This window comes from Halomonas sp. A40-4, from assembly GCF_015767635.1.
Lineage (GTDB): Bacteria > Pseudomonadota > Gammaproteobacteria > Pseudomonadales > Halomonadaceae > Vreelandella > Vreelandella janggokensis.
The window spans coordinates 357,928-381,836 of the sequence record NZ_CP065230.1 but is presented as its reverse complement, the minus strand read 5'-3'; the positions used below and the strand labels follow the sequence as shown (position 1 = coordinate 381,836).

Annotated in this window: 15 protein-coding genes and 3 rRNA genes; 8 read left to right on the top strand and 10 right to left on the bottom strand. The window is 55.9% G+C overall.

What is annotated here, in order from left to right:
• Nucleotides 1–7 precede the first annotated feature (7 nt).
• The 4 genes from mnmH to IT895_RS01860 all read right to left on the bottom strand — a co-directional run bounded on the left by mnmH (nt 8) and on the right by IT895_RS01860 (nt 4,100).
• Nucleotides 8–1,114: a tRNA 2-selenouridine(34) synthase MnmH gene (gene mnmH / locus IT895_RS01875; protein ID WP_199284537.1), complete on the bottom strand. Its 1,107-nt coding sequence runs from the start codon at nt 1,112–1,114 to the stop codon at nt 8–10.
• Nucleotides 1,111–2,148, bottom strand: coding sequence for a selenide, water dikinase SelD (selD, locus tag IT895_RS01870; protein WP_085919116.1), 1,038 nt, complete (start codon nt 2,146–2,148; stop codon nt 1,111–1,113). The genes mnmH and selD overlap by 4 nt, the downstream gene beginning before the upstream one ends.
• A gap of 54 nt (nt 2,149–2,202) precedes the next feature.
• Nucleotides 2,203–3,576: a DNA repair protein RadA gene (radA, locus tag IT895_RS01865; protein WP_085919117.1), complete on the bottom strand. Its 1,374-nt coding sequence runs from the start codon at nt 3,574–3,576 to the stop codon at nt 2,203–2,205.
• Between the two features lie 77 nt (nt 3,577–3,653).
• Nucleotides 3,654–4,100: a copper resistance protein NlpE N-terminal domain-containing protein gene (locus IT895_RS01860; protein WP_085919118.1), complete on the bottom strand. Its 447-nt coding sequence runs from the start codon at nt 4,098–4,100 to the stop codon at nt 3,654–3,656.
• 161 nt (nt 4,101–4,261) lie between these two features.
• Here IT895_RS01860 and hisC point away from each other — a divergent pair, with 161 nt between their 5' ends.
• Nucleotides 4,262–5,323: a histidinol-phosphate transaminase gene (gene hisC, locus IT895_RS01855; protein WP_199284536.1), complete on the top strand. Its 1,062-nt coding sequence runs from the start codon at nt 4,262–4,264 to the stop codon at nt 5,321–5,323.
• A 223-nt stretch (nt 5,324–5,546) separates the two neighbouring features.
• Here hisC and rrf read toward each other — a convergent pair.
• The 3 genes from rrf to IT895_RS01840 form a co-directional block, all read right to left on the bottom strand.
• Nucleotides 5,547–5,662 (bottom strand): 5S ribosomal RNA (gene rrf / locus IT895_RS01850).
• Between the two features lie 148 nt (nt 5,663–5,810).
• Nucleotides 5,811–8,701: ribosomal RNA gene (locus tag IT895_RS01845) — 23S ribosomal RNA — on the bottom strand.
• 294 nt (nt 8,702–8,995) lie between these two features.
• Nucleotides 8,996–10,527: ribosomal RNA gene (locus tag IT895_RS01840) — 16S ribosomal RNA — on the bottom strand.
• The 16S, 23S and 5S rRNA genes sit together here, the layout of an rRNA operon.
• Nucleotides 10,528–11,109: 582 nt before the next feature.
• On the opposite strand from IT895_RS01840, the gene IT895_RS01835 reads away from it, so the two are divergent.
• From IT895_RS01835 to IT895_RS01825, 3 genes are read left to right on the top strand one after another with little or no spacing between them, the layout of a single operon-like run.
• Nucleotides 11,110–11,883, top strand: a complete 774-nt coding sequence (locus tag IT895_RS01835; RefSeq protein ID WP_199284535.1) for a GntR family transcriptional regulator — start codon at nt 11,110–11,112, stop codon at nt 11,881–11,883.
• Nucleotides 11,880–13,772, top strand: a complete 1,893-nt coding sequence (locus IT895_RS01830) for a sensor histidine kinase (protein WP_199284534.1) — start codon at nt 11,880–11,882, stop codon at nt 13,770–13,772. Before IT895_RS01835 ends, IT895_RS01830 begins: the two co-directional genes overlap by 4 nt.
• Nucleotides 13,765–15,147: a sigma-54-dependent transcriptional regulator gene (locus IT895_RS01825; protein WP_085920345.1), complete on the top strand. Its 1,383-nt coding sequence runs from the start codon at nt 13,765–13,767 to the stop codon at nt 15,145–15,147. Before IT895_RS01830 ends, IT895_RS01825 begins: the two co-directional genes overlap by 8 nt.
• Here the strand turns inward: IT895_RS01825 and IT895_RS01820 are convergent.
• From IT895_RS01820 to IT895_RS01810, 3 genes are all read right to left on the bottom strand, one after another.
• Nucleotides 15,123–15,794, bottom strand: a complete 672-nt coding sequence (locus tag IT895_RS01820) for a metal-dependent hydrolase (RefSeq protein WP_199284533.1) — start codon at nt 15,792–15,794, stop codon at nt 15,123–15,125. The two genes, IT895_RS01825 and IT895_RS01820, sit on opposite strands and share 25 nt — an antisense overlap.
• 89 nt (nt 15,795–15,883) lie before the next feature.
• On the bottom strand, nt 15,884–16,432 hold the full coding sequence (locus IT895_RS01815) for a gamma carbonic anhydrase family protein (protein WP_085917727.1): 549 nt from the start codon (nt 16,430–16,432) through the stop codon (nt 15,884–15,886).
• A 36-nt stretch (nt 16,433–16,468) separates the two neighbouring features.
• Nucleotides 16,469–17,809 (bottom strand): sodium-dependent transporter, encoded by a 1,341-nt coding sequence (locus IT895_RS01810; protein WP_085917726.1) that lies wholly within the window; start codon nt 17,807–17,809, stop codon nt 16,469–16,471.
• Nucleotides 17,810–17,972: 163 nt separating this feature from the next.
• Here IT895_RS01810 and prlC point away from each other — a divergent pair, with 163 nt between their 5' ends.
• The 4 genes from prlC to IT895_RS01790 all read left to right on the top strand — a co-directional run bounded on the left by prlC (nt 17,973) and on the right by IT895_RS01790 (nt 23,883).
• Entirely contained in the window at nt 17,973–20,021 is a 2,049-nt protein-coding gene (prlC, locus tag IT895_RS01805) for an oligopeptidase A (protein ID WP_199284532.1), read from the top strand.
• 56 nt (nt 20,022–20,077) lie between these two features.
• A complete protein-coding gene (locus IT895_RS01800) occupies nt 20,078–20,335 on the top strand; it encodes a YheV family putative zinc ribbon protein (protein WP_085917724.1) in 258 nt (85 codons plus the stop codon).
• Nucleotides 20,336–20,609: 274 nt separating this feature from the next.
• Entirely contained in the window at nt 20,610–21,590 is a 981-nt protein-coding gene (locus IT895_RS01795) for a TAXI family TRAP transporter solute-binding subunit (RefSeq protein WP_085917723.1), read from the top strand.
• Nucleotides 21,591–21,681: 91 nt separating this feature from the next.
• Nucleotides 21,682–23,883: a TRAP transporter permease gene (locus tag IT895_RS01790; protein WP_199284531.1), complete on the top strand. Its 2,202-nt coding sequence runs from the start codon at nt 21,682–21,684 to the stop codon at nt 23,881–23,883.
• Nucleotides 23,884–23,909 lie beyond the last annotated feature (26 nt).

Genomic DNA, 23,909 nt, shown 5'->3' with positions numbered 1-23,909 from the left:
CGATTGCTTAGCGAGCAGTTGTCTGGTCGAGGCTCCATTGGCGGGCCGCCGCCAGGCAGCTTTCCCAGTCCCCCGCGTGGTATTCAGGTACACCAGCGTCACGCTGGCGTTCCAGATGATAGCGATACATGGGGTCGTAATATTCCGTGAGCAGCGGGGCTAGCCAAGCCTCGTGCGCTTGTGTATTGCCCTGCTCATGCGCCGTAAAAGCCAGTGCTTGCAGCCTCTGCAACCGCTGCAACCTCGCGTTGCCCAGTCGCTTCTTCAACCGCAACAAGGCGTTACTTAGCTGCCGACACATTCGCTGCCACCCTTCTTCAGGCCCGTAACGGAGCCGGTAGGCGTGCTCGAGATCGAGAATATAGTCGCGCCGCAGCTGCTCCAGACGCCAGTCCAGGGGCATCTCGACGCGTAAACGCGGCGCGTGTTCCATCGCACCCCAAAAGCTTAACGGCACATTCACTTCACCTATTTGCCGCGACTCGTCTTCCACCACCAGAGGACCGGGAAGCGCAAGCAAGCGCTTTGACAATCGGTGTTCAAAGTCGATCTGGCAAGGTGGAGGCTCAGGCGAACGACCAAAGGCGGAGCCTTTGTGCTTGGCAAAGCCTTCCAGATCGACGCCATTGGCTAAGCGATTGACCAGCACCGTTTTAGCGCAGCCCGTCAAACCGCCCACTATCAGCAGTGGCTGTTGAGCCGCCACGTCTATATGGGCGATCAGGCGTTGGCGCAGCGCTTTCCAGCCTCCCTCGATACGTGGCCTGACCACGCCTGACTCGGCAAGCCACTGCTGAACAATTTGCGAGCGCAAGCCACCTCGAAAACAGTAAATCACGGCTTCGGGGTGACGGGTCAAATAATCCCGCCAAGCTGCCATACGGGCCTCCTTGACGGCCCCGCTGACCAGCTCGTTGCCCAGTGCAATCGCCGCTTGCTGGCCCTGTTCCTTGTACGCAATGCCGACGCGGCGGCGTTCTTCATCTTCCATCAGTGGCAAGTTGACAGCACCGGGCAAGGCCCCCTTGGCAAACTCAACAGGCGCGCGTACATCAATCAATGGATGGCCCTGACGAATAAGCTGAAGATCGGCAGACACCGTTGGCAATATCACCCGATAACCTCAATCAGTGACTCGCCCTGGGGCTTTTTGAGCTTCCCAAACGGCTGCAACGTCAGCCCGAACGTACGTCCAATGCGTTCGACATCGTCTTCCCACGCCGGATCGACCGCCAGCAGCAAGCCACCTGAGGTTTGTGGATCACACAGCCATTGCCAGTGGGCTTCATCCATATCGGGTAGCGCACTGCCCAGCGCATCGCGATTGCGTTGCGTACCACCAGGCACTGCCCCTTGCCGACGATAGCTTTCCGCTTCAGCCAGGCGCGGCAAGCGACGAAAATCAATTTGTGCCATGACACCACTGGCTCGGCACATCTCGGACAGATGGCCAGCCAAGCCGAACCCGGTGACATCCGTCATGGCATTCACGCCTTTTATCTCAGCCAGCGGCACCCCAATACGATTCGATTGCAGCATGGTTTCGCGTGCCAACCCATGATGGCCCGCGGCTAGCAGGCCACGTTTTTCCGCCGTCGTGAGCATGCCAACGCCAATCGGTTTGGTAAGGAACAGCAGGTCACCGGGCTTGGCATGGGAATTTAGCTTCAATTTATCAAGCTCCACCAGGCCATTCACCGACAGCCCAAATATCGGCTCGGGCGCGTCGATGGAATGGCCTCCCGCCAGAGACACGCCAAGTTCACGACAGACGGCCTGGGCCCCGGCCACCACATCACCGGCGACGTCGGCACTTAATTTATCCAGGGGCCAGCCCAGAATCCCCAACGCCATGACCGGGGTGCCGCCCATGGCGTAGACGTCGCTGATCGCATTGGTGGCGGCAATACGCCCAAAATCAAACGGATCGTCGACAATGGGCATAAAGAAATCAGTGGTGGCAATCATGCCGCGACCGTCACCCAGGTCATAAACAGCCGCGTCTTCACGCCCCTGATTACCGACGACAAGCCGCTTATTCTTGGCCGCAGGGCCTGCCTTGGCAAGAATATGATCCAAGACATCGGGCGCAATTTTGCAGCCACAGCCAGCACCATGACTGTATTGCGTTAATCGAATGGAACTCATGGTGTCTCTCCTTGGCTCATTGATATCAATTCAGTGTAACCCAATCGCAACCGGTTAGAGGGCATCGAGCGCATCGCTCAATTTATCCACGGCGATGACCTCCATCCCCTTTGGTGGCTGTTTCGGGGCGTTGGCGCGTGGCACAATGGCTCGCTGAAAGCCATGCTTTGCCGCCTCGGTAATCCGCTCCTGCCCGCTCGGCACCGGACGTATTTCGCCCGACAGGCCGACTTCACCAAACACCACCAGTTCTCGTGGTAAAGCACGGTTTTGCAGGCTGGAAACAACTGCCAAAAGCACGGCCAGGTCCGCGCTGGTTTCGAGTACCTTGACGCCCCCCACGACGTTTAAAAACACGTCCTGGTCGCCGGTAAACAAACCGCCATGGCGGTTAAGAACAGCCAATAGCATGGCGAGGCGGTTCTGATCCACGCCCACCGCCACCCGCCGTGGATTACCCAGCGCCGACTCATCCACCAGCGCCTGCACTTCTACCAATATAGGCCGCGTGCCTTCCCAGACCACCATTACCAGGCTGCCCGGCGCTTGCTCTTCCTGCCGGGACAAGAAAATCGCACTGGGATTTTTGACCTCTTTCAAGCCCTGCTCGAGCATGGCGAACACGCCCAGTTCGTTGACAGCGCCAAAGCGGTTTTTCTGGCCGCGCAGGGTACGAAAACGGGAGTCGGCCCCACCTTCAAGTAACAGCGAGGCATCAATCATATGCTCAAGTACTTTCGGCCCTGCCAGCGTGCCATCTTTGGTGACATGCCCCACCAATAGCAGAACGGTATTCGTTTGCTTGGCAAAACGTGTGAGAGCCGCGGCCGACTCACGTACCTGGGCAACCCCACCCGGTGCCGAGGCGATATCTTCAAGGTGCATGGTCTGAATCGAATCGATCACCAGAACCTCGGGGTTTTCCCGTTCGGCTACTGCCAGAATGGTCTCCACACTGGTTTCCGCCAGCATCTTCAAGCCTTGGGTGGGGAGCTGCAGTCGATGGGCACGCATGGCCACCTGAGAAAGCGACTCCTCTCCCGTCACGTAGACGATACGTCGTTGCTGGGCCAGCTTGCAGGCGGTTTGCAGCAGTAGCGTCGACTTCCCTGCTCCAGGGTTACCACCCAACAACACCGCAGAACCTGGCACTAGGCCACCGCCCAGCACACGGTCAAATTCGGCAAAGGTCGACGTTAGCCTCGGGACTTCGCTGAGATCAACCTGGCCAAGGTCTACAATCTGTCGAGAGTGATCCCCCGCATAGCCTGCCCGCCCGGTGCCACCAGCTCCACTGCCGGGGCGGGCACTTGCCAGACGCACCTCGCTTAGCGTGTTCCATTCCTGGCAACTGGAACATTGCCCCTGCCATTTCCGGTATTCCGCACCGCATTCGGTGCAAACGAAAGCGCTTTTGGCTTTTGCCACCGCAGTGAGCCTCCATTTCATTCATTACATACACAAAAGGCGGCCAATGGCCGCCTTTACATGTGCAACATGTGCCGTTACTGGCGGGTAAGCTGCAGCGTTTCACCATTTTCAAAGCGACGACGCTCGGGGTCGATCAACTCCAAGGTGCTTTCATCGATGCGTAAAAAGTAATAGATCTGGCCATCGCCGTTAGGCGTCAGCTCGTAAACAGTGGCATCGGGATTCGATGGTGTTCCACTGAGAACTTCCCAATTACCTTGATAGTTTTCATCCGGTGGATTTTGCGGATGGTTGCGATAGGACGCATTCAGCGTGAAGGTGCGTTCTTCTGCAGCACTCATTTCTTCACCCATCATGGTGACATCCAGATCGATACCGTCGCAGTTACGGCAAGGCAGTGAGCCCTGATAAGTCGCCTGTGCGGTCGCTTCCTCTTCTTGCGGCTGTTCCATTGGGCCGCTCGCGCAGCCAGCTAGAAGTGCCAACATAGCCGAACCGGCTAGCAAACTCCTGAGTTGCATTGGGTCTCTCCTTATCGTGTTGGACATTTTCTTTGTTACGCGCACTTGTGACAGCATAACGCCTACAAGGTGCGACGCCCACCCCTGAGAGCTGAATGCTTGCGCTCAGTTAGCCTTCAAGCGACCATGGGCTATCTTGCAAGGATAATCAGGTTACCCCCATGAGCCAATACTGGAGTCCGGCCGTTCGCGAACTTACGCCATACGTGCCCGGTGAGCAGCCACGTGAGCAGCTTGTAAAGCTCAATACCAATGAAAACCCTTACCCGCCTGCCCCTGGTGTCGGCAACGCGCTCCGCGATTATGCAACCGATCATCTGCGTCTCTATCCGGACCCAACCTCTACAGCGCTGCGTGAGGCGCTCGCGGAGACGTTTAAGGTAGCCAGCAGCCAGGTGTTTGTCGGTAATGGTTCCGATGAAGTGCTCGCGCTTGCCTTTCAGGCGTTTTTCCGCCATGGCGCGCCGCTAGACGTTCCCTCGATTACCTACAGCTTCTATCCCGTTTACGCCAATCTTTATGGCATTGAGTTGCGTAAGCACCCACTCAATAAGCAGTGGGAAGTCGATATCGATGCGTTGACGGCGGAAACTCATCGAAGCGGCGTTATCTTTGCCAACCCGAATGCACCTACCGGCCACGCACACTCGCTGGAGGTCATTGAGTCGCTGCTTAACCGGGTCACGGATCGTGTGGTATTGGTGGATGAAGCCTATGTCGATTTCGGCGCTGAGAGCGCTGTAGCGTTGATTGACCGCTACCCCAACCTGCTCGTTACCGGGACATTCTCCAAATCCCGCAGCCTGGCAGGCCTGCGCCTTGGCTATGCGGTAGGTTCGGAGGAATTGATTGATGGCTTGCTGCGGGTAAAGGATTCCTTTAACTCTTATCCCGTGGATAGTCTGGCCAGCCTGGTGGGCATCGCCGCACTGAAGGATGTCGAGCATTTTGAAGCCTGTCGCGAGCATGTGATTACCACCCGTGAGCGTACCCGTCAGCGCCTTGAAGTGCTGGGATTTGAGGTATTGCCCTCCAAGGCTAACTTTGTGCTTGCCCAGCACCCTGATTATGCAGGGGCTCAGATATTTGCTGACTTACGTGAACGCGGCATCCTGGTCCGTCATTTCAATACCCCGGAACTCAACAACTTCCTGCGCATCACCATCGGCACCGATGACGAGATGGACAGCTTGATTGAAGCGCTGGAAGTGATCTGCGGTTAATGACCAGCATCGTTTTTAAGGGCGGCGCAAGCCGCCTTTTCAATAGCGGTTTTCTTCCACGCACACAAAAACCCCCGAGCACGATGTGCTCGGGGGTTTCTGCGGTATAGGTGCCTGACGATGTTCGGGGCGGCCTTCCGACGGTCGGCGCTCCGATACGCTTCATGGGGAGACCCCTAAAAACAAAGCCCCGACCAAATGGCCGGGGCTTCGTTAAATAAGTGCCTGACGATGACCTACTCTCGCATGGGGAGACCCCACACTACCATCGGCGCGAAGCGGTTTCACTGCTGAGTTCGGCAAGGGATCAGGTGGTTCACGCTTGCTATGGTCGTCAGGCGTAACTTTAAATGCATATCATGCTGTGTTTTGTGTGCGTCTCCTACCAAGCCCTGTGTCATCACCACTTGGCTCAGTACGCGTATCCGGTTCTCTGCGTGTCTTCACACGCGTCGTTATCATCACGACCAGACCCCTTGGGTGTTATAGGGTCAAGCCTCACGGGCCATTAGTACACGTTAGCTCAACGCCTTGCAGCGCGTCCACACCGTGCCTATCAACCAGCTGGTCTCGCTGGGCCCTTCAGGAGGCTCTAGGCCTCAGGGATGTCTCATCTTGAAGGGGGCTTCCCGCTTAGATGCTTTCAGCGGTTATCCCGTCCGCACATAGCTACCCGGCAATGCCACTGGCGTGACAACCGGAACACCAGAGGTGCGTCCACTCCGGTCCTCTCGTACTAGGAGCAGCCCTTCTCAAACATCCAACGCCCACGGCAGATAGGGACCGAACTGTCTCACGACGTTCTAAACCCAGCTCGCGTACCACTTTAAATGGCGAACAGCCATACCCTTGGGACCGACTTCAGCCCCAGGATGTGATGAGCCGACATCGAGGTGCCAAACACCGCCGTCGATGTGAACTCTTGGGCGGTATCAGCCTGTTATCCCCGGAGTACCTTTTATCCGTTGAGCGATGGCCCTTCCATACAGAACCACCGGATCACTAGAACCTGCTTTCGCACCTGCTCGACGTGTCTGTCTCGCAGTCAAGCACCCTTATGCTCTTGCACTCATTGCACGATGTCCGACCGTGCTGAGGGTACCTTCGTGCTCCTCCGTTACGCTTTGGGAGGAGACCGCCCCAGTCAAACTACCCACCACACACTGTCCTCGATCCGGATAACGGACCTGAGTGAGAACGCCAATGATGCCAGGCTGGTATTTCAAGGCTGGCTCCACCCGAACTGGCGTCCGGGTTTCTAAGCCTCCCAGCTATCCTACACAGGCAACATCAGCGTCCAGTGTGAAGCTATAGTAAAGGTTCACGGGGTCTTTCCGTCTAGCCGCGGGTACACCGCATCTTCACGGCGATTTCAATTTCACTGAGTCTCGGGTGGAGACAGCGTGGCCATCATTACGCCATTCGTGCAGGTCGGAACTTACCCGACAAGGAATTTCGCTACCTTAGGACCGTTATAGTTACGGCCGCCGTTTACCGGGGCTTCGATCAAGAGCTTCGCCTTGCGGCTAACACCATCACTTAACCTTCCGGCACCGGGCAGGCGTCACACCCTATACGTCCGCTTACGCGTTAGCAGAGTGCTGTGTTTTTACTAAACAGTTGCAGCCACCTGGTATCTTCGACCGGTTCTCGCTGAAGCCGCGAGGGCTCTCACAATACGCCGGCGTGCCTTCTCCCGAAGTTACGGCACCATTTTGCCTAGTTCCTTCACCCGAGTTCTCTCAAGCGCCTTGGGATTCTCACCCTGACCACCTGTGTCGGTTTGGGGTACGGTCGCACATGATCTGAAGCTTAGAGGCTTTTCCTGGAAGCGTGGCATCGATGACTTCAACACCGTGGTGTCTTCGTCTCGTCTCTCGGCCTTGAGCGCCCGGATTTACCTGAGCCCTCAGCCTACCGACTTTCACCAGGACTACCAACGCCTGGCTCACCTAGCCTTCTTCGTCCCCCCATCGCAATCATGTCCGGTACGGGAATATTGACCCGTTTCCCATCGACTACGCCTTTCGGCCTCGCCTTAGGGGCCGACTCACTCTGCTCCGATTAGCGTCGAACAGAAACCCTTGGTCTTCCGGCGAGGGAGTTTTTCACTCCCTTTATCGTTACTCATGTCAGCATTCGCACTCGTGATACCTCCAGCGAACTTCTCAATTCACCTTCATCGGCGTACACGACGCTCCTCTACCGCTCACACCTAAGTGTGAACCCGTAGCTTCGGTACCTGGTTTAGCCCCGTTACATCTTCCGCGCAGGCCGACTCGACTAGTGAGCTATTACGCTTTCTTTAAAGGATGGCTGCTTCTAAGCCAACCTCCTAGCTGTCTGAGCCTTCCCACATCGTTTCCCACTTAACCAGGATTTCGGGACCTTAGCTGACGGTCTGGGTTGTTTCCCTTTTCACAACGGACGTTAGCACCCGCTGTGTGTCTCCCACGCTCGCACTCACCGGTATTCGGAGTTTGCCTCGGGTTGGTAAGTCGGGATGACCCCCTAGCCGAAACAGTGCTCTACCCCCGGCGGTGATACGTGAGGCGCTACCTAAATAGCTTTCGAGGAGAACCAGCTATCTCCGAGCTTGATTAGCCTTTCACTCCGATCCACAAGTCATCCAAATCTTTTTCAACAGATCCTGGTTCGGTCCTCCAATTGATGTTACTCAATCTTCAACCTGCTCATGGATAGATCGCTCGGTTTCGGGTCTATATCCAGCGACTGTGTCGCCCAGTTAAGACTCGGTTTCCCTACGGCTCCCCTATACGGTTAACCTCGCCACTGAATATAAGTCGCTGACCCATTATACAAAAGGTACGCAGTCACAGAACAAGTCTGCTCCTACTGCTTGTACGCACACGGTTTCAGGATCTATTTCACTCCCCTCTCGGGGTTCTTTTCGCCTTTCCCTCACGGTACTGGTTCACTATCGGTCAGCCAGGAGTATTTAGCCTTGGAGGATGGTCCCCCCGTCTTCAGTCAAGGTTTCTCGTGCCCCGACCTACTCGATTTCACATGATCAGACTTTCGACTACGGGGCTATCACCCGCTACGGCCACGCTTCCCAACGTGTTCGGCTAGTCAGTCTCATGCTTAAGGGCTGGTCCCCGTTCGCTCGCCGCTACTGGGGGAATCTCGGTTGATTTCTTTTCCTCAGGGTACTTAGATGTTTCAGTTCCCCTGGTTCGCCTCCCCCACCTATATATTCAGTGGGGGATACTCATCTGATGATGAGTGGGTTTCCCCATTCAGAAATGCCCGGGTCACAGGTTGTTTGCCACCTCGCCGAGCCTTATCGCAGGCTTCCACGTCTTTCATCGCCTCTGGCTGCCTAGGCATCCACCGTGTGCGCTTCATTGCTTGACCCTATAACCCGAAGGGGTCTGGTGTCTCGCAATGATAACGATTGCCGGATACGCTTGAGACGTATCACAAAACAATTACGTATGAACGTCTTAAAAAAACGTTCATGTCAGCATGATATACATTGTTAAAGAGCGACTGCTATGCGCAGTGATAAGCGGATGCTTTGCTCACATTAAAAGGAAAAAAAGGTCTTTTCTCTTTTTTAACGTGAAGAAAACGCTTATCACTGCGTATCGACAGCTATCTGATCAGGTAATTCATTGTGAGCGCTTACCGCGAGGATGATGCATCGTTTAAGGAGGTGATCCAGCCGCAGGTTCCCCTACGGCTACCTTGTTACGACTTCACCCCAGTCATGAACCACACCGTGGTGATCGCCCTCCAACGTTAGGCTAACCACTTCTGGTGCAGTCCACTCCCATGGTGTGACGGGCGGTGTGTACAAGGCCCGGGAACGTATTCACCGTGCCATTCTGATGCACGATTACTAGCGATTCCGACTTCACGGAGTCGAGTTGCAGACTCCGATCCGGACTGAGACCGGCTTTAAGGGATTCGCTGACTCTCACGAGCTCGCAGCCCTTTGTACCGGCCATTGTAGCACGTGTGTAGCCCTACCCGTAAGGGCCATGATGACTTGACGTCGTCCCCACCTTCCTCCGGTTTGTCACCGGCAGTCTCCCTAGAGTTCCCGACCGAATCGCTGGCAAATAGGGACAAGGGTTGCGCTCGTTACGGGACTTAACCCAACATTTCACAACACGAGCTGACGACAGCCATGCAGCACCTGTCTCTGCGCTCCCGAAGGCACCAAGTGATCTCTCACAAGTTCGCAGGATGTCAAGGGTAGGTAAGGTTCTTCGCGTTGCATCGAATTAAACCACATGCTCCACCGCTTGTGCGGGCCCCCGTCAATTCATTTGAGTTTTAACCTTGCGGCCGTACTCCCCAGGCGGTCGACTTATCGCGTTAACTTCGCCACAAAGTGCGCTAGGCACCCAACGGCTGGTCGACATCGTTTACGGCGTGGACTACCAGGGTATCTAATCCTGTTTGCTACCCACGCTTTCGCACCTCAGTGTCAGTGTCAGTCCAGAAGGCCGCCTTCGCCACTGGTATTCCTCCCGATCTCTACGCATTTCACCGCTACACCGGGAATTCTACCTTCCTCTCCTGCACTCTAGCCTAATAGTTCCGGATGCCGTTCCCAGGTTGAGCCCGGGGCTTTCACAACCGGCTTATCAAGCCACCTACGCGCGCTTTACGCCCAGTAATTCCGATTAACGCTTGCACCCTCCGTATTACCGCGGCTGCTGGCACGGAGTTAGCCGGTGCTTCTTCTGCGAGTGATGTCTTTCCTGCCGGGTATTAACCGACAGGCGTTCTTCCTCGCTGAAAGTGCTTTACAACCCGAGGGCCTTCTTCACACACGCGGCATGGCTGGATCAGGGTTGCCCCCATTGTCCAATATTCCCCACTGCTGCCTCCCGTAGGAGTTCGGGCCGTGTCTCAGTCCCGATGTGGCTGATCATCCTCTCAGACCAGCTACGGATCGTCGCCTTGGTGAGCCATTACCTCACCAACCAGCTAATCCGGCATAGGCTCATCCAATAGCGGGAGCCGAAGCCCCCTTTCTCCCGTAGGACGTATGCGGTATTAGCCTGGGTTTCCCCAGGTTATCCCCCACTACCGGGTAGATTCCTATGCGTTACTCACCCGTCCGCCGCTCGTCAGCATCCAGCAAGCTGGACCTGTTACCGCTCGACTTGCATGTGTTAGGCCTGCCGCCAGCGTTCAATCTGAGCCATGATCAAACTCTTCAGTTTACAATCATTGTGATCCTTACTTGTCACTCGAAAGTAACAAAAGCGGATCAAACTTGGCTCAAGGTTTTCAAACGTTCTCTCAAGATCCGAAGACCTTGGACGAGTCGCTTGCCTTGATAATTGGTGATTTATCACCCTCATCGGCAAGCGCCCACATGAATTACCTGATCACATTATTAAAGAGCGTTTCGCTTGCGGGCCTCAAAACCTGACGTGGCCGCTGCTAAGCGAGGAAGGCGTATTCTACGCACTTTCCAATGTTTGTCAACGACTGTTTGGCAGAAGCGAAGGAAATGTTTAACTCAACTTTCCTTCCTGCTATTTGCCTAACCTACTGACAAACCAAGGTTTTTACACCTCATTCACCGCTGGCAACGCTGGGCGTCCCCGGCAGCGGATGCGTACTTTACGGCTTTGCTGACGAGGACGCAAGGGGTGTGCGGAAAAATTCTACTTAAACCACCCCGACTACTTGACCCCGTTCATTTGAAGCACTGACAAAGGCGCCCTGTCCTGCCTGGCAGCTTGAGTTCATTACGTGACAACCCTATCATTGGTCTTACCAATTTAGAGAGCCATTCAATGAACTACCCTCCGCTACGCCAGCAGCGATTAGCCGATGTGATCACCGAGCGCCTGGAGGCCATGATACTAGAAGGTAGCTTGAAACCCGGGCAGCGCCTACCGCCCGAGCGAGAGCTTGCTGAAAGATTTGGTGTGTCACGGCCTTCCTTAAGAGAAGCGATACAGAAACTATCGGCTCGCGGCTTGTTAACGAGCCGTCAAGGCGGAGGCACCTTTGTCGAAGAGTCGCTTAATAGCGGGTACACCGACCCGTTGCTGGAGATGCTTTCCCGGCATAAAGAGTTTCATCTGGATCTCCTTGAGTTTCGCGACGCCATGGAGGGCATTTCTGCTTATTACGCGGCATTGCGCTCTACGCCAGCCGATAAAGCCGTTCTTATACAACGCTTTGAAGAACTTGACGGCGGATTTGTCGGTGCCAACCCTGCCCAGGAAGCAAAGTTGGATGCGGCCTTTCACCTGGCCATTGCAGAAGCCGCCCATAATGTTCTGCTGTTACATACGATTCGCGGTATTTTTCATCTACTTGAACAAAGTATCGTGGATAATTTAGCCCACCTCTTTGCCAAACCGGATTCACGCAGCCAACTGATGCAGCAACACCGGTCACTGCTGGATGCCATCATTGAGGGACGGCCCGAAGACGCACGTACACGCGCTCACGAACACCTGGTATTTGTCGAGGACGGTTTGCTGGAAGTAGCTCGAGCTGAAACGCGCGCGCAGCGTGCCTTGCGCCGTGCCCAAGGCACGAGTTCGGCACCCTCATGAACATTCCTTTATTCCGCTGGCGGTATCTATGGTTGATCGCTGTAACGCTAGGGCTTTTCTTGTGCATGTGGCAAGCATCGCTCCTGGCCCGCGAACAGGCACTTAATAACCTTCAGCAAGAGGCGGAAAACGAACTTCGCCTGTCCGCCGCTAACCTCAATGGCTACCTGTTACGTTACGACTATCTCCCCCAGATGCTTGCCACGCGCGAAGGTGTACAGCGTTTTCTCGCCTCGCCGGACAGCCAGGACCCGATGCCCCTCAACTTATTGCTGGATCGGTTTCGCTTCACCTCTGGCGTTTCTGACGTTTATCTATTGGACCGCAATGCTGACACAATCGCGGCCAGCAACTGGCACCGTCCAAACACCTTCATCGGACAAAATTACGCGTTTCGCAGCTATTACCAAGATGCAATCGCCGGTGGACAGGGGCGCTTTTACGGACTCGGCCTGCAGTCGCAGGAACGTGGTTATTACTTCTCGTCCCCGGTATGGCTCGATGACACCTCACCCGACGCGCGTCCCGATGGCGTCCTGGTCATTAAAGTATTGCTAAACGACGTGGAAGAAAGTTGGGCCGAACAGGAATCCACTCTGTTCGTTACCGACGACGACAATATCATTTTCCTCGCCAGCCAACCCGAATTGCGCATGAGTGCACTTTATCCACTGACCGACGGACAGCGGCAATCACTGCATGCAACAAAGCGCTACGGCCAAGAACCCTTACCCTCCTCGGGCATTCAGGTGGAAGATATCTTGAATGTACATAGTCGCGTCGTGACGTTTAAAGAAGGCCCGCTCAGTGACGAGCACTATCTGAACCTGACCCGAGAAATCCCTGAGTTTAACTGGCAAATGCATATACTCAAGCCGCTAAGCCCCGTCGTAAACGCCCAATGGATGGCCGCCTTAATGGCCGGCGGCCTCTATGGAATCGTCGCTCTGGCCGCAGGTATCGGCTGGCAGCGGCTTCGGCTTCGCCGTGAGCGCGAGACATTCGCCGAGCGCGAGCGACAGACGCTGGCCCGCGTACGGGATGAGCTGGAGATAAGCGTTGAGAGACGCACCCGCGATCTGGTTGCCAGCAACCAGCGCCTTTCTGATGAAATAGATGAACGTCGCCGTGCAGAGGCCAACCTACGTCAAACCCAGGACGAACTCATCCAGGCCGCCAAGCTCGCGGTATTAGGCCAGCTCGCCGCCGGCATTAACCACGAGCTTAACCAGCCACTAGCGGCTATTCGCGCCTACAGCGAAAACGCCCGACGCTTTATCGAACTGTCCCGGGTAGAACAGGCAGATGCTAATCTGGAGCAGATTATCGAGCTCACCCACCGGATGGCCGACATTAGCGCCCAGCTACGCCAGTTTTCCCGTAAAAGCAGCGACCACCCAGAGACTGTTTCCGTTCAGGCGTGTGCCGATTACGCCTTGCGCCTCTTCCAGAGCCGACTTCGTGATGATCGTATTGACGTTGAACAGCAGTGGCCCGAGGACACGCTTTGGGTAAAAGCCGATCTGGTACGCCTGGAACAGGTACTGGTCAATTTAATCGGCAATGCCCTCCAGGCCATGAAAGAGACGCCTTCACCGCAGCTTATGCTTAGCGCTCAAGCCAACCATCAGCAGGTGATTATCCGGGTTGTTGATAACGGTCCTGGCATTCCGTCCCAATACCTTGAACAGGTTTTCGAGCCGTTTTTCACTACCAAAGCCCCGGGTAGCGGGCTAGGATTAGGGCTTTCCATTTCATCGCGTATCATGGACGATCTAGGCGGCAAGTTGCAGGCAGCCAACCTGCCTGACGGCGGCGCCTGCTTTACCATTACACTCCCTCTCGCTCCCGCTCCGCGGTCTACCCAGGAGACTCCTTCCGATGCATGAGCCGTCGACGCTGCCGGTCATGGTGATTGACGACGAACCGCATCTGCGCATCACCGCCAGCCAGACCCTTGAACTTGCCGGGTATACGCCCCACTGCTTTGAATCCGCCGAAGCGGCGCTGGCCGCACTACCCACCAACTTTCCGGGTGTCATTGTCAGCGACATTCGCATGCCGGGTATGGATGGCATGACGTTGCTGCACGAACTGCATCGTCGCGACAGCACCCTGCCAATCATTTTGATTACCGGCCACGGTGATATTTCAACGGCCGTCGAGGCCATGCGCGCCGGGGCGTGGGATTTTCTGGAAAAGCCTTTTGCCGGTGACGAATTGCTCGACGTGGTGCGCCGGGGTATCGAAAAACGCCAGCTCAGCCTGGAAAATAATCGGCTAAAAGCGGAACTTGAAGCTCAACAAGCGGCACTCGGCCCACGCCTGGTGGGTAGAACGCCGGTGATCTCCCGCTTGGCCGCGATGATTCAGCGCATCAGCCAAGTCGAAGCTGACGTACTGCTGTTCGGCGAAACCGGTACCGGCAAAGACCTGGTGGCCCGAGCCATTCACGAGCGCAGCGCAAGGCGCAACCACCCTTTCATGGCGATTAACTGTGGCGCCGTGCCTGAACACACCATCGAGTCTGAACTGTTTGGCCATGAAAAAGGCGCCTTTACCGGTGCGGTTGAACGGCGAATCGGCAAGTTTGAGCACGCTAACGGCGGCACCGTCTTTTTGGATGAAATTGAATCCATGCCCCTTGCCCTGCAGGTCAAACTGTTACGCGTACTCCAAGAACGACATATTGAGCGGCTGGGTGCCAACGATGTGATACCTCTCGATATCCGTGTGATTGCTGCCACAAAAATCGACCTCAAAGCCGCCGCCGAGGAGGGTCGCTTTCGCGAAGATCTCTATTACCGGCTCAACGTGGTCACCTTACCGCTACCAGCGCTGCGCGAAAGGCGTGAGGATATACCGCTACTTTTCCAGCATTTTGCCGTCGTGGCTGCCAACCGCAGCGGTCTGGAAGCGCCCACCATCGACAGCCATGGCATTGCCAGTCTACTTGCCCACGACTGGCCAGGTAACGTACGTGAATTGCGCAACCTGGCCGAGCGCTACGTATTGCTTGGCGCGGCCTTTGACTACCGGCTGGATGCTCTGCTTGAAGGCGCTCAGGCAGATACTGAAGAGCCAACGCTTCCCCGCCAGGTCGAGCTGTTTGAAAAAAGCCTGATCAGCCAGTCACTTTCCCGCCATCATGGACGCGTCACCGAGGTCTGCCACCATCTTGGCATTCCGCGCAAAACGTTCTACGACAAGCTGAAAAAACATGGGTTACACGCTGACGACTACCGCCATAGCAGCGATCCTTGATTGATCAGTTCGCCCAACACCCCCCAGGGAGGCAGGCAGGGCCAGAGGGGCAACAAGGCAATCAGCATCAACATATTCGACAGCGGGCGGCGACAATCGCCAAACTTCAGCGCCGTACCGAAGGACCGCTTGAGCCGAGCGCCTTCCAAGTCGACGCTGTAGATTTCGTCCAACAGCAAGTGAATAACAAACCCGATCCATACCGCCGCCCCATGCGACCAGGCCAGCCACGCTGGCTGGGAAAGCAGTTGAAAGCTCACGGCCGTTGTCAGCAGCGCGCATAAAAGGCTCGCCAGCAGTGAATGCCAGATACCACGGTGTACCGTAAAACGTGAAAACGTGATCCCCGCGAGATAGCGCACCGCAAGGTAGACGCCACCGCAGGCCATTAACAACTGCCCAGAGGACAGCCAAGGCTGCAATATAAGTACGCCCAGCACCAGTGCCGGTACGGAAAGGATATTGAAAATAAGCCGGATCGAATGCGACCGGTCAGCATCGATATCGGGCAAAATACCGCCAAACGCGGTCAAGATCACCATCAATAACGCCTGGGAAGGTGCCCACCACTGCAGTTGCCAGCCAGCATAAGCCAGCAGCATACCGCCTGTAGAAGCCACCGTGATATGGGTGCGAAAATTCGCCATGTCGTGCTCGACCGGAAAACTGTATAAATTAACAGATTTCCAGTCGATACAATACGACTTTCCAACAAAAAAAGAGGGGAATGAATCGCTTAAGTGTCACTTGATTCGGCAAGGAAGCGATCTTTCAATTTGACGTAATTACCCGCGGTGTAAGCAAAGAAAGCGCGCTCCTTATCTTTTAGAGGACGCAATGCCTTGGCCGGGTTACCCGCATAAACATGGCCGCTTTCCAGATGCTTGCCCGGCGTCACGACCGCCCCGGCGGCAATGATGACTTCATCGTCCACCACGGCACCATCCATGACAATCGCCCCCATGCCAACCAGAATACGGCTTCCCAGTGTACAGCCATGAAGGATCGCTTTATGGCCGATGGTAACGTCGTCACCCACGGTAAGCGGGAACCCCTCGGGATTGTAGTCACTGGCATGGGTGATATGCAGCACGCTGCCATCCTGGACGCTAGTGCGGGCACCGATACGGATACGATGCATATCACCCCGTATCACTGTCATCGGCCACACCGAGCTGTCGTCACCCAGTTCGACGTCACCAATCACGACGCTGGCCGAGTCAATATACACCCGCTCGCCCAGACGCGGCGTCATGCTACTGAAGCTTCTCAACGCACTGCTCATTGCATGCTCCTCACTTTAGATGCAGATGGTGGCCCACTATAGCAACCCGCTAAGCAGAACCATAAGCGTCAGCGGTATCGACACCCAGCGAACCACATTGCGCCAGCATAGATAACCGCGCTCACCCACGCCCAATGCGGCTGCGGCCGCACTGCGAGGCAGCACCCAGGCGGCAAAGATCGCGATCAACAGGCCGCCTAACGGCAGGAAAATATCCGGTGGAATACTGCTTACCAATTCGAATACGTTACGCCCTAACAGCGGACGAAAGTCAGCGAGCGTAGAGAACGACAACGCCGATAGCAGACCAATCGACCACACGCTAAGCGCCACGACGGCCGTTGAGACGCTCCGCCGCCAGCCAAACCCTTGTAATGTGGCCACCATGGGCTCGGCCAGGTTGATCGCCGATGTCCAGGTCGCTAACAGTAGCAGTAGAAAGAACACACTCAGCCATAGCGACCCCCAGGGTAGCTCTGAAAAAGCGATCGGCAGTGTCACAAACATGAGCCCTGGACCATCGGCAGGATCCATGCCCTGGGAAAACACTACCGAAAATATCGCAATACCGGCAAGTAGCGCCACGCTGATGTCCAATACTGCAACCGCCACGGCAGCCCGTGGCAGGCTCTGCTCGTCAGGCATATAGGCACCATAAGCCATCAATGCACACGCCCCCACTGCCAGGGTAAAAAAGGCATGCCCCATGGCATGCAATACAACGGAGGGCGTTAGCGCTTCCAAGGAAGGTAAAAATAGCCAGGACAGGGCTGTACCAAAACCGCTGGTCGTGGCCGCATAGGCCGCCAGCAACAGCAATAGGCCATACAGAAGAGGCATTAACAGATTATTTAATCGTTCCAGGCCTTTGGCAACGCCCGCCGCGACAACCACCATGGTCATCAACAGAAACAGCGTATGATTAAAGATCAGCAGGCCTGGATTCGCCAGAAAGGCATCAAAACCAGCACCAATTTCAGCAGCACTGGCGCCCCTGAAGTTGCCGTTGATGGATGCCACCAAAAACTCGATGGACCAGCCAGATACCACCGAGTAAAACGACAGGATACAAAACACCGTGAAAGCACCGAAAAGGCCCAGCCAACGCCAGTGTCGTGAGGCACCCGCTTCCGCCGCCAGAGCCCCCAGTGCCTGCATGGGCCCTCGGCGTCCGGCGCGGCCAATTAAAATCTCTGCCATCATCACGGGTATACCGAGTAATATTACAAAGGCCACGTAAATCAATAAAAACGCCGCGCCGCCATTCTCTCCAGCCACATAAGGGAAGCGCCAAATATTACCCAGCCCCACCGCAGCACCCGTTACCGCCAGGATAAAGGCCCGTTTTGACCCCCAGCGTTCTAGCGTTTTACTCATTGATGATTCCCGCCTTGGTGCCCTTAAAAGCCCGCAAGACTAACAGGCACTGGGCTGAAGGCAAGTCAAGGTAGTGCCCCAGCATTGAAACAACCCACGTTCGCCCGCACTCTAACGACATGACAGCGCTTGTCGCGCTCCCACGATACCCCAAGAGGTGACTATGTCCCGCAATCCGCTGCTCGAGATTCACTCGCTGCCCCCCTTCACAGATATTCGCGCTGAGCATGTGGTCCCAGCAGTTGAAACCCTGATCAGCGAAAGTCGTGACACAATTGATCGCCTTGCTCAGCAGGCCGCTGAAACAACCCCTACATGGGAAACGTTTGCCGAGCCTACTGAGGCCGTTAACGACCGGCTCACCCAGGCGTGGTCCCCGGTCTCGCATCTCAACGGCACCATGAATACGCCTGAGCTTCGCGACGCCTACCAAACTTGCCTGGAACAGCTTTCCGAGTTCAGTACCTGGGTGGGGCAACATGAAGGCCTTTTTCATGGCTGGCAAGCGCTCAAGGCGGGGTCTGCCTGGACTCAGTTAAGCCCGGCCCAGCAGCGCACTGTCGATAACGCGCTACGCGATTTCCGCTTGGCGGGCGTCGACCTGCCCGCCGATAAAAAAGCCCGTTACGGCGACATTCAGGCGCGCCTTTCGATGCTATCCAACCAATTTTCCAATAACGTGCTCGATGCCACACAGGCCTGGCACAAAGATATCAAACATGCAGACACGCTGGCGGGCTTGCCGCAAAGCGCGCTAGACACGCTGAAGGCGACAGCGGAATCCAAGGGCATCGATGGATTCCGTATCACCCTCGACTTTCCCAGTTTCTTTCCAGTGGTGAGTTATGCCGATAACCGGGAACTGCGCCGCGAAGTCTATACCGCTTTCGTCACCCGCGCGTCCGACCAAGGGCCAGACGCCGATAAGTTCGACAATGCGCCCATTCTCGAAGAAATTCTGACGCTGCGCCAAGAGCTCGCTCACCTGCTGGGCTTTGATACCTACGCCGACTATTCGCTGGTCACCAAGATGGCCGACTCGCCTGAGCAAGTGCTTACGTTTCTGACCGATCTGGCGAACCGCGCCGTACCTCAAGCCAGGCAGGAAGTTACCGAACTCAGCGAATTTGCGCGTAATGAGCTGGGTATCGAGACGCTTGAACCCTGGGACGTAGCTTATGCCAGCGAAAAACTGCGCGAAGCACGCTATGCGATTTCGCAAGAACAGCTGCGCCCTTATTTTCCTGCACCACAAGTCGTCGATGGGCTGTTTCAGGTGGTTGAGCGGCTCTATGGCGTACGCTTTGCAGAAGATACTGACGTTGCGCACTACCACGACGACGTGCACTTCTACTGGATCACCGACAATGATCAGCCGATTGCCGGCTTCTACCTTGACCTGTATGCCCGCGAAGGCAAGCGTGGCGGTGCCTGGATGGCGGATTGCCGGGTACGCCGCCAGACGCATGATGGTTTGCAGCTTCCCGTCGCTTTTCTTACCTGCAACTTCACCCCGCCAGTCGGCAACAAGCCCGCGCTGCTGACCCACGATGAAGTCACCACGCTGTTCCATGAGTTTGGCCATGGTTTGCACCATATGCTGACCAAGCAAACCATTGCTGACATCTCAGGCATTAACGGCGTCGCCTGGGATGCCGTCGAACTGCCGAGCCAGTTCATGGAAAACTATTGCTGGGAACGCGAAGGGCTCGACCTGATAGCCGGCCACGTCGACAGCGGCGACCCACTTCCAGAGGCTCTTCTAGAGCGCTTGCAGGCCGCCAAAAACTTCCAGTCAGCCATGGGCATGGCGCGTCAGATTGAGTTCTCGCTGTTCGACCTGCGCTTGCACCACGAGCTCGATTCTCCCTGCGCCAGCGATGTCCAGGCGCTACTCGACGAGGTACGCCAGAGCGTTTCCGTGGTCCCCACTGTGTCCTTCAACCGCTTTCAAAACAGCTTCGGGCACATTTTTGCAGGCGGCTACGCGGCGGGTTACTACAGCTACAAATGGGCAGAAGTGTTATCGGCCGATGCCTGGAGCGCGTTTGAAGAAGCCGGTATCTTTGACCCCACTACCGGCCAGCGCTTCCGGCAAGAGATTCTCGAGCAAGGCGGCGCACGCGATGCTGCTGACATATTCCGAGCCTTTCGCGGCCGCGAACCCAGCGTCGACCCGTTATTACGTCATAGCGGGATCCGTGCCGCTTAAACCCGCCCCCTACCTGAGCGCGCCCTCCTTTGAGGGCGCGCCATTGGAGCCTGATGATGTCGAGCGTAAAACGTTTTATTGCAGGCGTGACCTGCCCGCGCTGTGCGGCCATGGATCGCATTCGTGCCTGGGAGCAGAACGGTATTCGTTACCGGGAGTGCGTCAGCTGTGATTTTTTCGAACAGCTACCCATTGAGGATGAAGCACCTAGCGAGCTGACCACCCGCGTCAATCAAGCCCGTCCGGAGCCCGCCCAGAATGAGATACAGCCTGTGCGGATCATGGATCCAGACCACAAATCGTCCGACTCATAGCGATTGAAAGATCGCTGTCCTACTTTCACGACGCCTTCATGTGTGCGGATTAACGCACACAAAACCATGCGTACCGTGCGCAACCCCAGACACTTTGTTCTTGCCTCTATACGACTAACGTTGAAAACAAAAATTCTAAGCCTCTGTTTTTAAAAACAAAATCCTTTTTTGGCACGACAATCGCTCTAGTTTATAGCTCACCGCTGGTGGCGTTGCCTCACTCGCATACCGCCGGCGTGTTAATAACCTCAATAAACAACTAGGGAAATTCGCCATGCGCAATTTTAAACCGACCACATTGGCATTACTGACCAGCAGCGCGATTCTGGCGGCCGGTAGCGTCCATGCCGACCGCGAAGACTGGCCGGACAACTTCACCGTTGGCACGGCTAGCCAGGGCGGTACTTACTTCGTTTATGGCTCCGGCTGGGCCAACTTTATCGCTGATGAGTTAGACATCTCAGGCGGTGGCGAGGTGACCGGCGGCCCTACCCAGAACCTGGCACTGGTGCATAACGGCGATGCCGCCTTTGGTCTGGCCACCATGGGCCCGGCTGCCGATGCGGTGAACGGCAAAAGCCCCCTCGCCCCGGGACTGGAAATGGACAACGTCTGCGCGATGTTCCCGATGTACGAAACCCCGTTCTCAATCACCGTGCTCTCCGACAGCGGCATTGAATCAATTTCCGATATTCCCGATGGCGCACGTATCGGCTTTGGCCCATCGGCGTCCACGTCTGACACCTACTTCCCGGCAATGCTGGAAGAGCTAGGCGTCAACTTTGAACGCCGGAATGGCGGTTGGTCCGACCTGGGTGGTCAGCTGCAGGACGGCTTGCTGGACGTCATCGCCTTTGCCGCTGGCATCCCCATCCCGGCCGTCAGCCAACTCGAAGTCCAAACCGATGTAAACATCATCGAGTTCAATGAAGAAGAGTTGGAAACGGTGATGAACGCTTTCCCTGTGGCGGAATTCTCCATCCCGGCTAGCACTTATGAAACGCTGGAAGAAGACGCCCGCGCCGTTTCCATGTGGAACTTTGCCATCGCCGGTTGCGACCTGCCTGAAGACTTTGTTTACGAAGTCACCAAAGCCACTATGGAAAACAACGACCGCATGATGTCGGTCCACCGCAGTGCAGCTACCACCATTCCGGAAAACATCAAGCACAACACTGTGCTGCCTTTCCATCCCGGTGCCGCTCGCTGGTATGAAGAGAACGGCTACGAGATCGACGAAGACATGATCAAGTAAGCAACACTTGTTGTCGCCTGCCCCGGCCAATCAAGATTGGCTGGGGCAGTTTTCGCTAATGCCCCTTTGTTTGCTGTGAGGGTGAACTCTAATGAGTCACAAAACCGACCAAGAACCCAACGGCCTCAAGGATGATGCCCAGGATGCTGAATCTGCCCCTGAGTCTATTGTCGAGGGTGTCGATGAAGAGATTGTTGAATCCAACCGCCGTCTTTTTACCGGCTGGCAGTTTTTCTTGTTTGCGGCGTTAGCCATTGCCTATTCAAGTTTCCACCTGATTTCACTTAACGTGTTTCCTTTGGAAACTTGGTCGTTTCGTATCTTGCACATAGCCGGTGCGCTTATTCTCGGTTACGGGTTATTTGCAGGTGCTCGTTTTGCCGAAGACGACCACCAGGCATCTGGCGCTGCCTTGAAGTGGGCAAGTTACGCGCTGCTTGTTCCCGCCACCTATACACTTGTGCAAGTGTTCCTGATGCACCAGACCCTCAGTGGCGAAGCAATGCGTATCGACCCCAGCGTCGAGAACTGGCATTACGGTTATCCGCTCATGGCGACCACCGCCGGTGCCATTGTACTGTCATGGTTTTATCGTCAGGCCCGCCATCGCTTTAATCCGGCAGATCTGGTGCTCATGGTGTGCGCGGCCGCCAGTGCAGGCTATCTGCTGGTGGCGTTCAACACCAACATACGCATGTCGACCGGCACGTCCTTTGCCCCGTCAGGTATTTCCTGGGCGGCAATTGCAGGCTCCATGCTGATTCTGGAGTTGACCCGCCGCGTCGCCGGGTTGGCGTTGGTGGTCATCTCAGCGGTATTCTTGACCTATGTTTTTGCAGGTCCTGCGTTGCCCGGCTTTCTGGGCTACCCCGGCCTTTCGCTGCAGCGGTTCTTCAGCCAGGTATATACCGATACGGGCATTCTCGGGCCCACCACTGCCGTATCGTCGACCTACATTATTCTGTTCATTATTTTCGCTGCCTTTCTGCAGGCCTCCAAAGTGGGCGATTATTTCGTCAATTTCGCCTTTGCGGCGGCTGGGCGAGCTCGCGGTGGCCCGGCCAAGGTGTCTATCTTCGCGTCGGGCCTGATGGGCATGATCAACGGCACATCCGCCGGTAACGTCGTATCGACCGGCTCGCTGACGATCCCGCTGATGAAAAAGGTCGGTTACCCCGCGCGAAGTGCGGGCGCGATTGAAGCGGCCGCCTCTACCGGCGGGCAGATCATGCCCCCGATCATGGGCGCGGGCGCCTTCATCATGGCCGAAGTAACCGGTATTCCGTATACCGAGATTGCCATTGCCGCCATTATTCCTGCCGTTCTCTACTTTGCATCCGTCTACTTCATGGTCGACTTTGAAGCGGCCCGTAAAGGCATGCGCGGCATGCGCAAAGAAGAGATTCCGCTATTCTCCCGGCTGATCAAGCAGGTCTATCTGTTTGCCCCCATTATCATCCTGATCGTTGCTCTGTTCATGGGTTATTCGGTGATTCGTGCGGGGACTCTGGCGACGGCATCAGCAGCGGTTGTCAGTTGGATTTCACCTAACAAAATGGGCCTTCGTGCCATTCTGAAAGCGCTCCAACTGGCCGGCACCATGTCAATTCAGATCATCGCTGTGTGTGCCTGTGCGGGTTTGATCGTTGGTGTTATCTCGCTGACCGGCGTGGGGGCACGTTTCTCGTCGCTGCTGCTCGGTCTGGCAGGCGTCAGCCAGCTTCTGGCTCTGGTATTCGCCATGCTGATCAGTATTCTGCTGGGGATGGGCATGCCCACCACGGCGGCATATGCCGTGGCGGCTTCGGTCGTCGCGCCTGGCTTGATCAACATTGGCATTGAACCTCTGGTTGCCCACTTCTTCGTGTTCTACTTTGCGGTGGTCTCCGCCATTACCCCACCGGTGGCACTTGCCTCCTACGCGGCAGCGGGTATTTCCGGCGACAACCCCATGGGCACCTCGGTGGCGTCTTTCAAGATCGGGTTAGCCGCTTTCATCGTGCCGTTCATGTTCTTCTACAGCCCGGCCATGTTGATGGAAGGCTCTGCCATGCAGATTCTGCGCGTCGGGGTTACCGCAACACTGGGTATCGTATTGCTATCGGGCATGGTCCAGAAATGGTTCTTCGGTCCAGTGAATACACTCCAGCGTATCGTCATGCTGGTAGGTGCGATCTTCATGATTTACGGCGGTATTTATACCGATGTAGCAGGCCTGGTCATTGGTGCCATCCTGTTTATCATGCAGCGTAAACAGCACGGCGGTGGCAACAAGACGCCGCAAACGGGCTAATTGACTCAAGTCGCTAAACGCGAAGC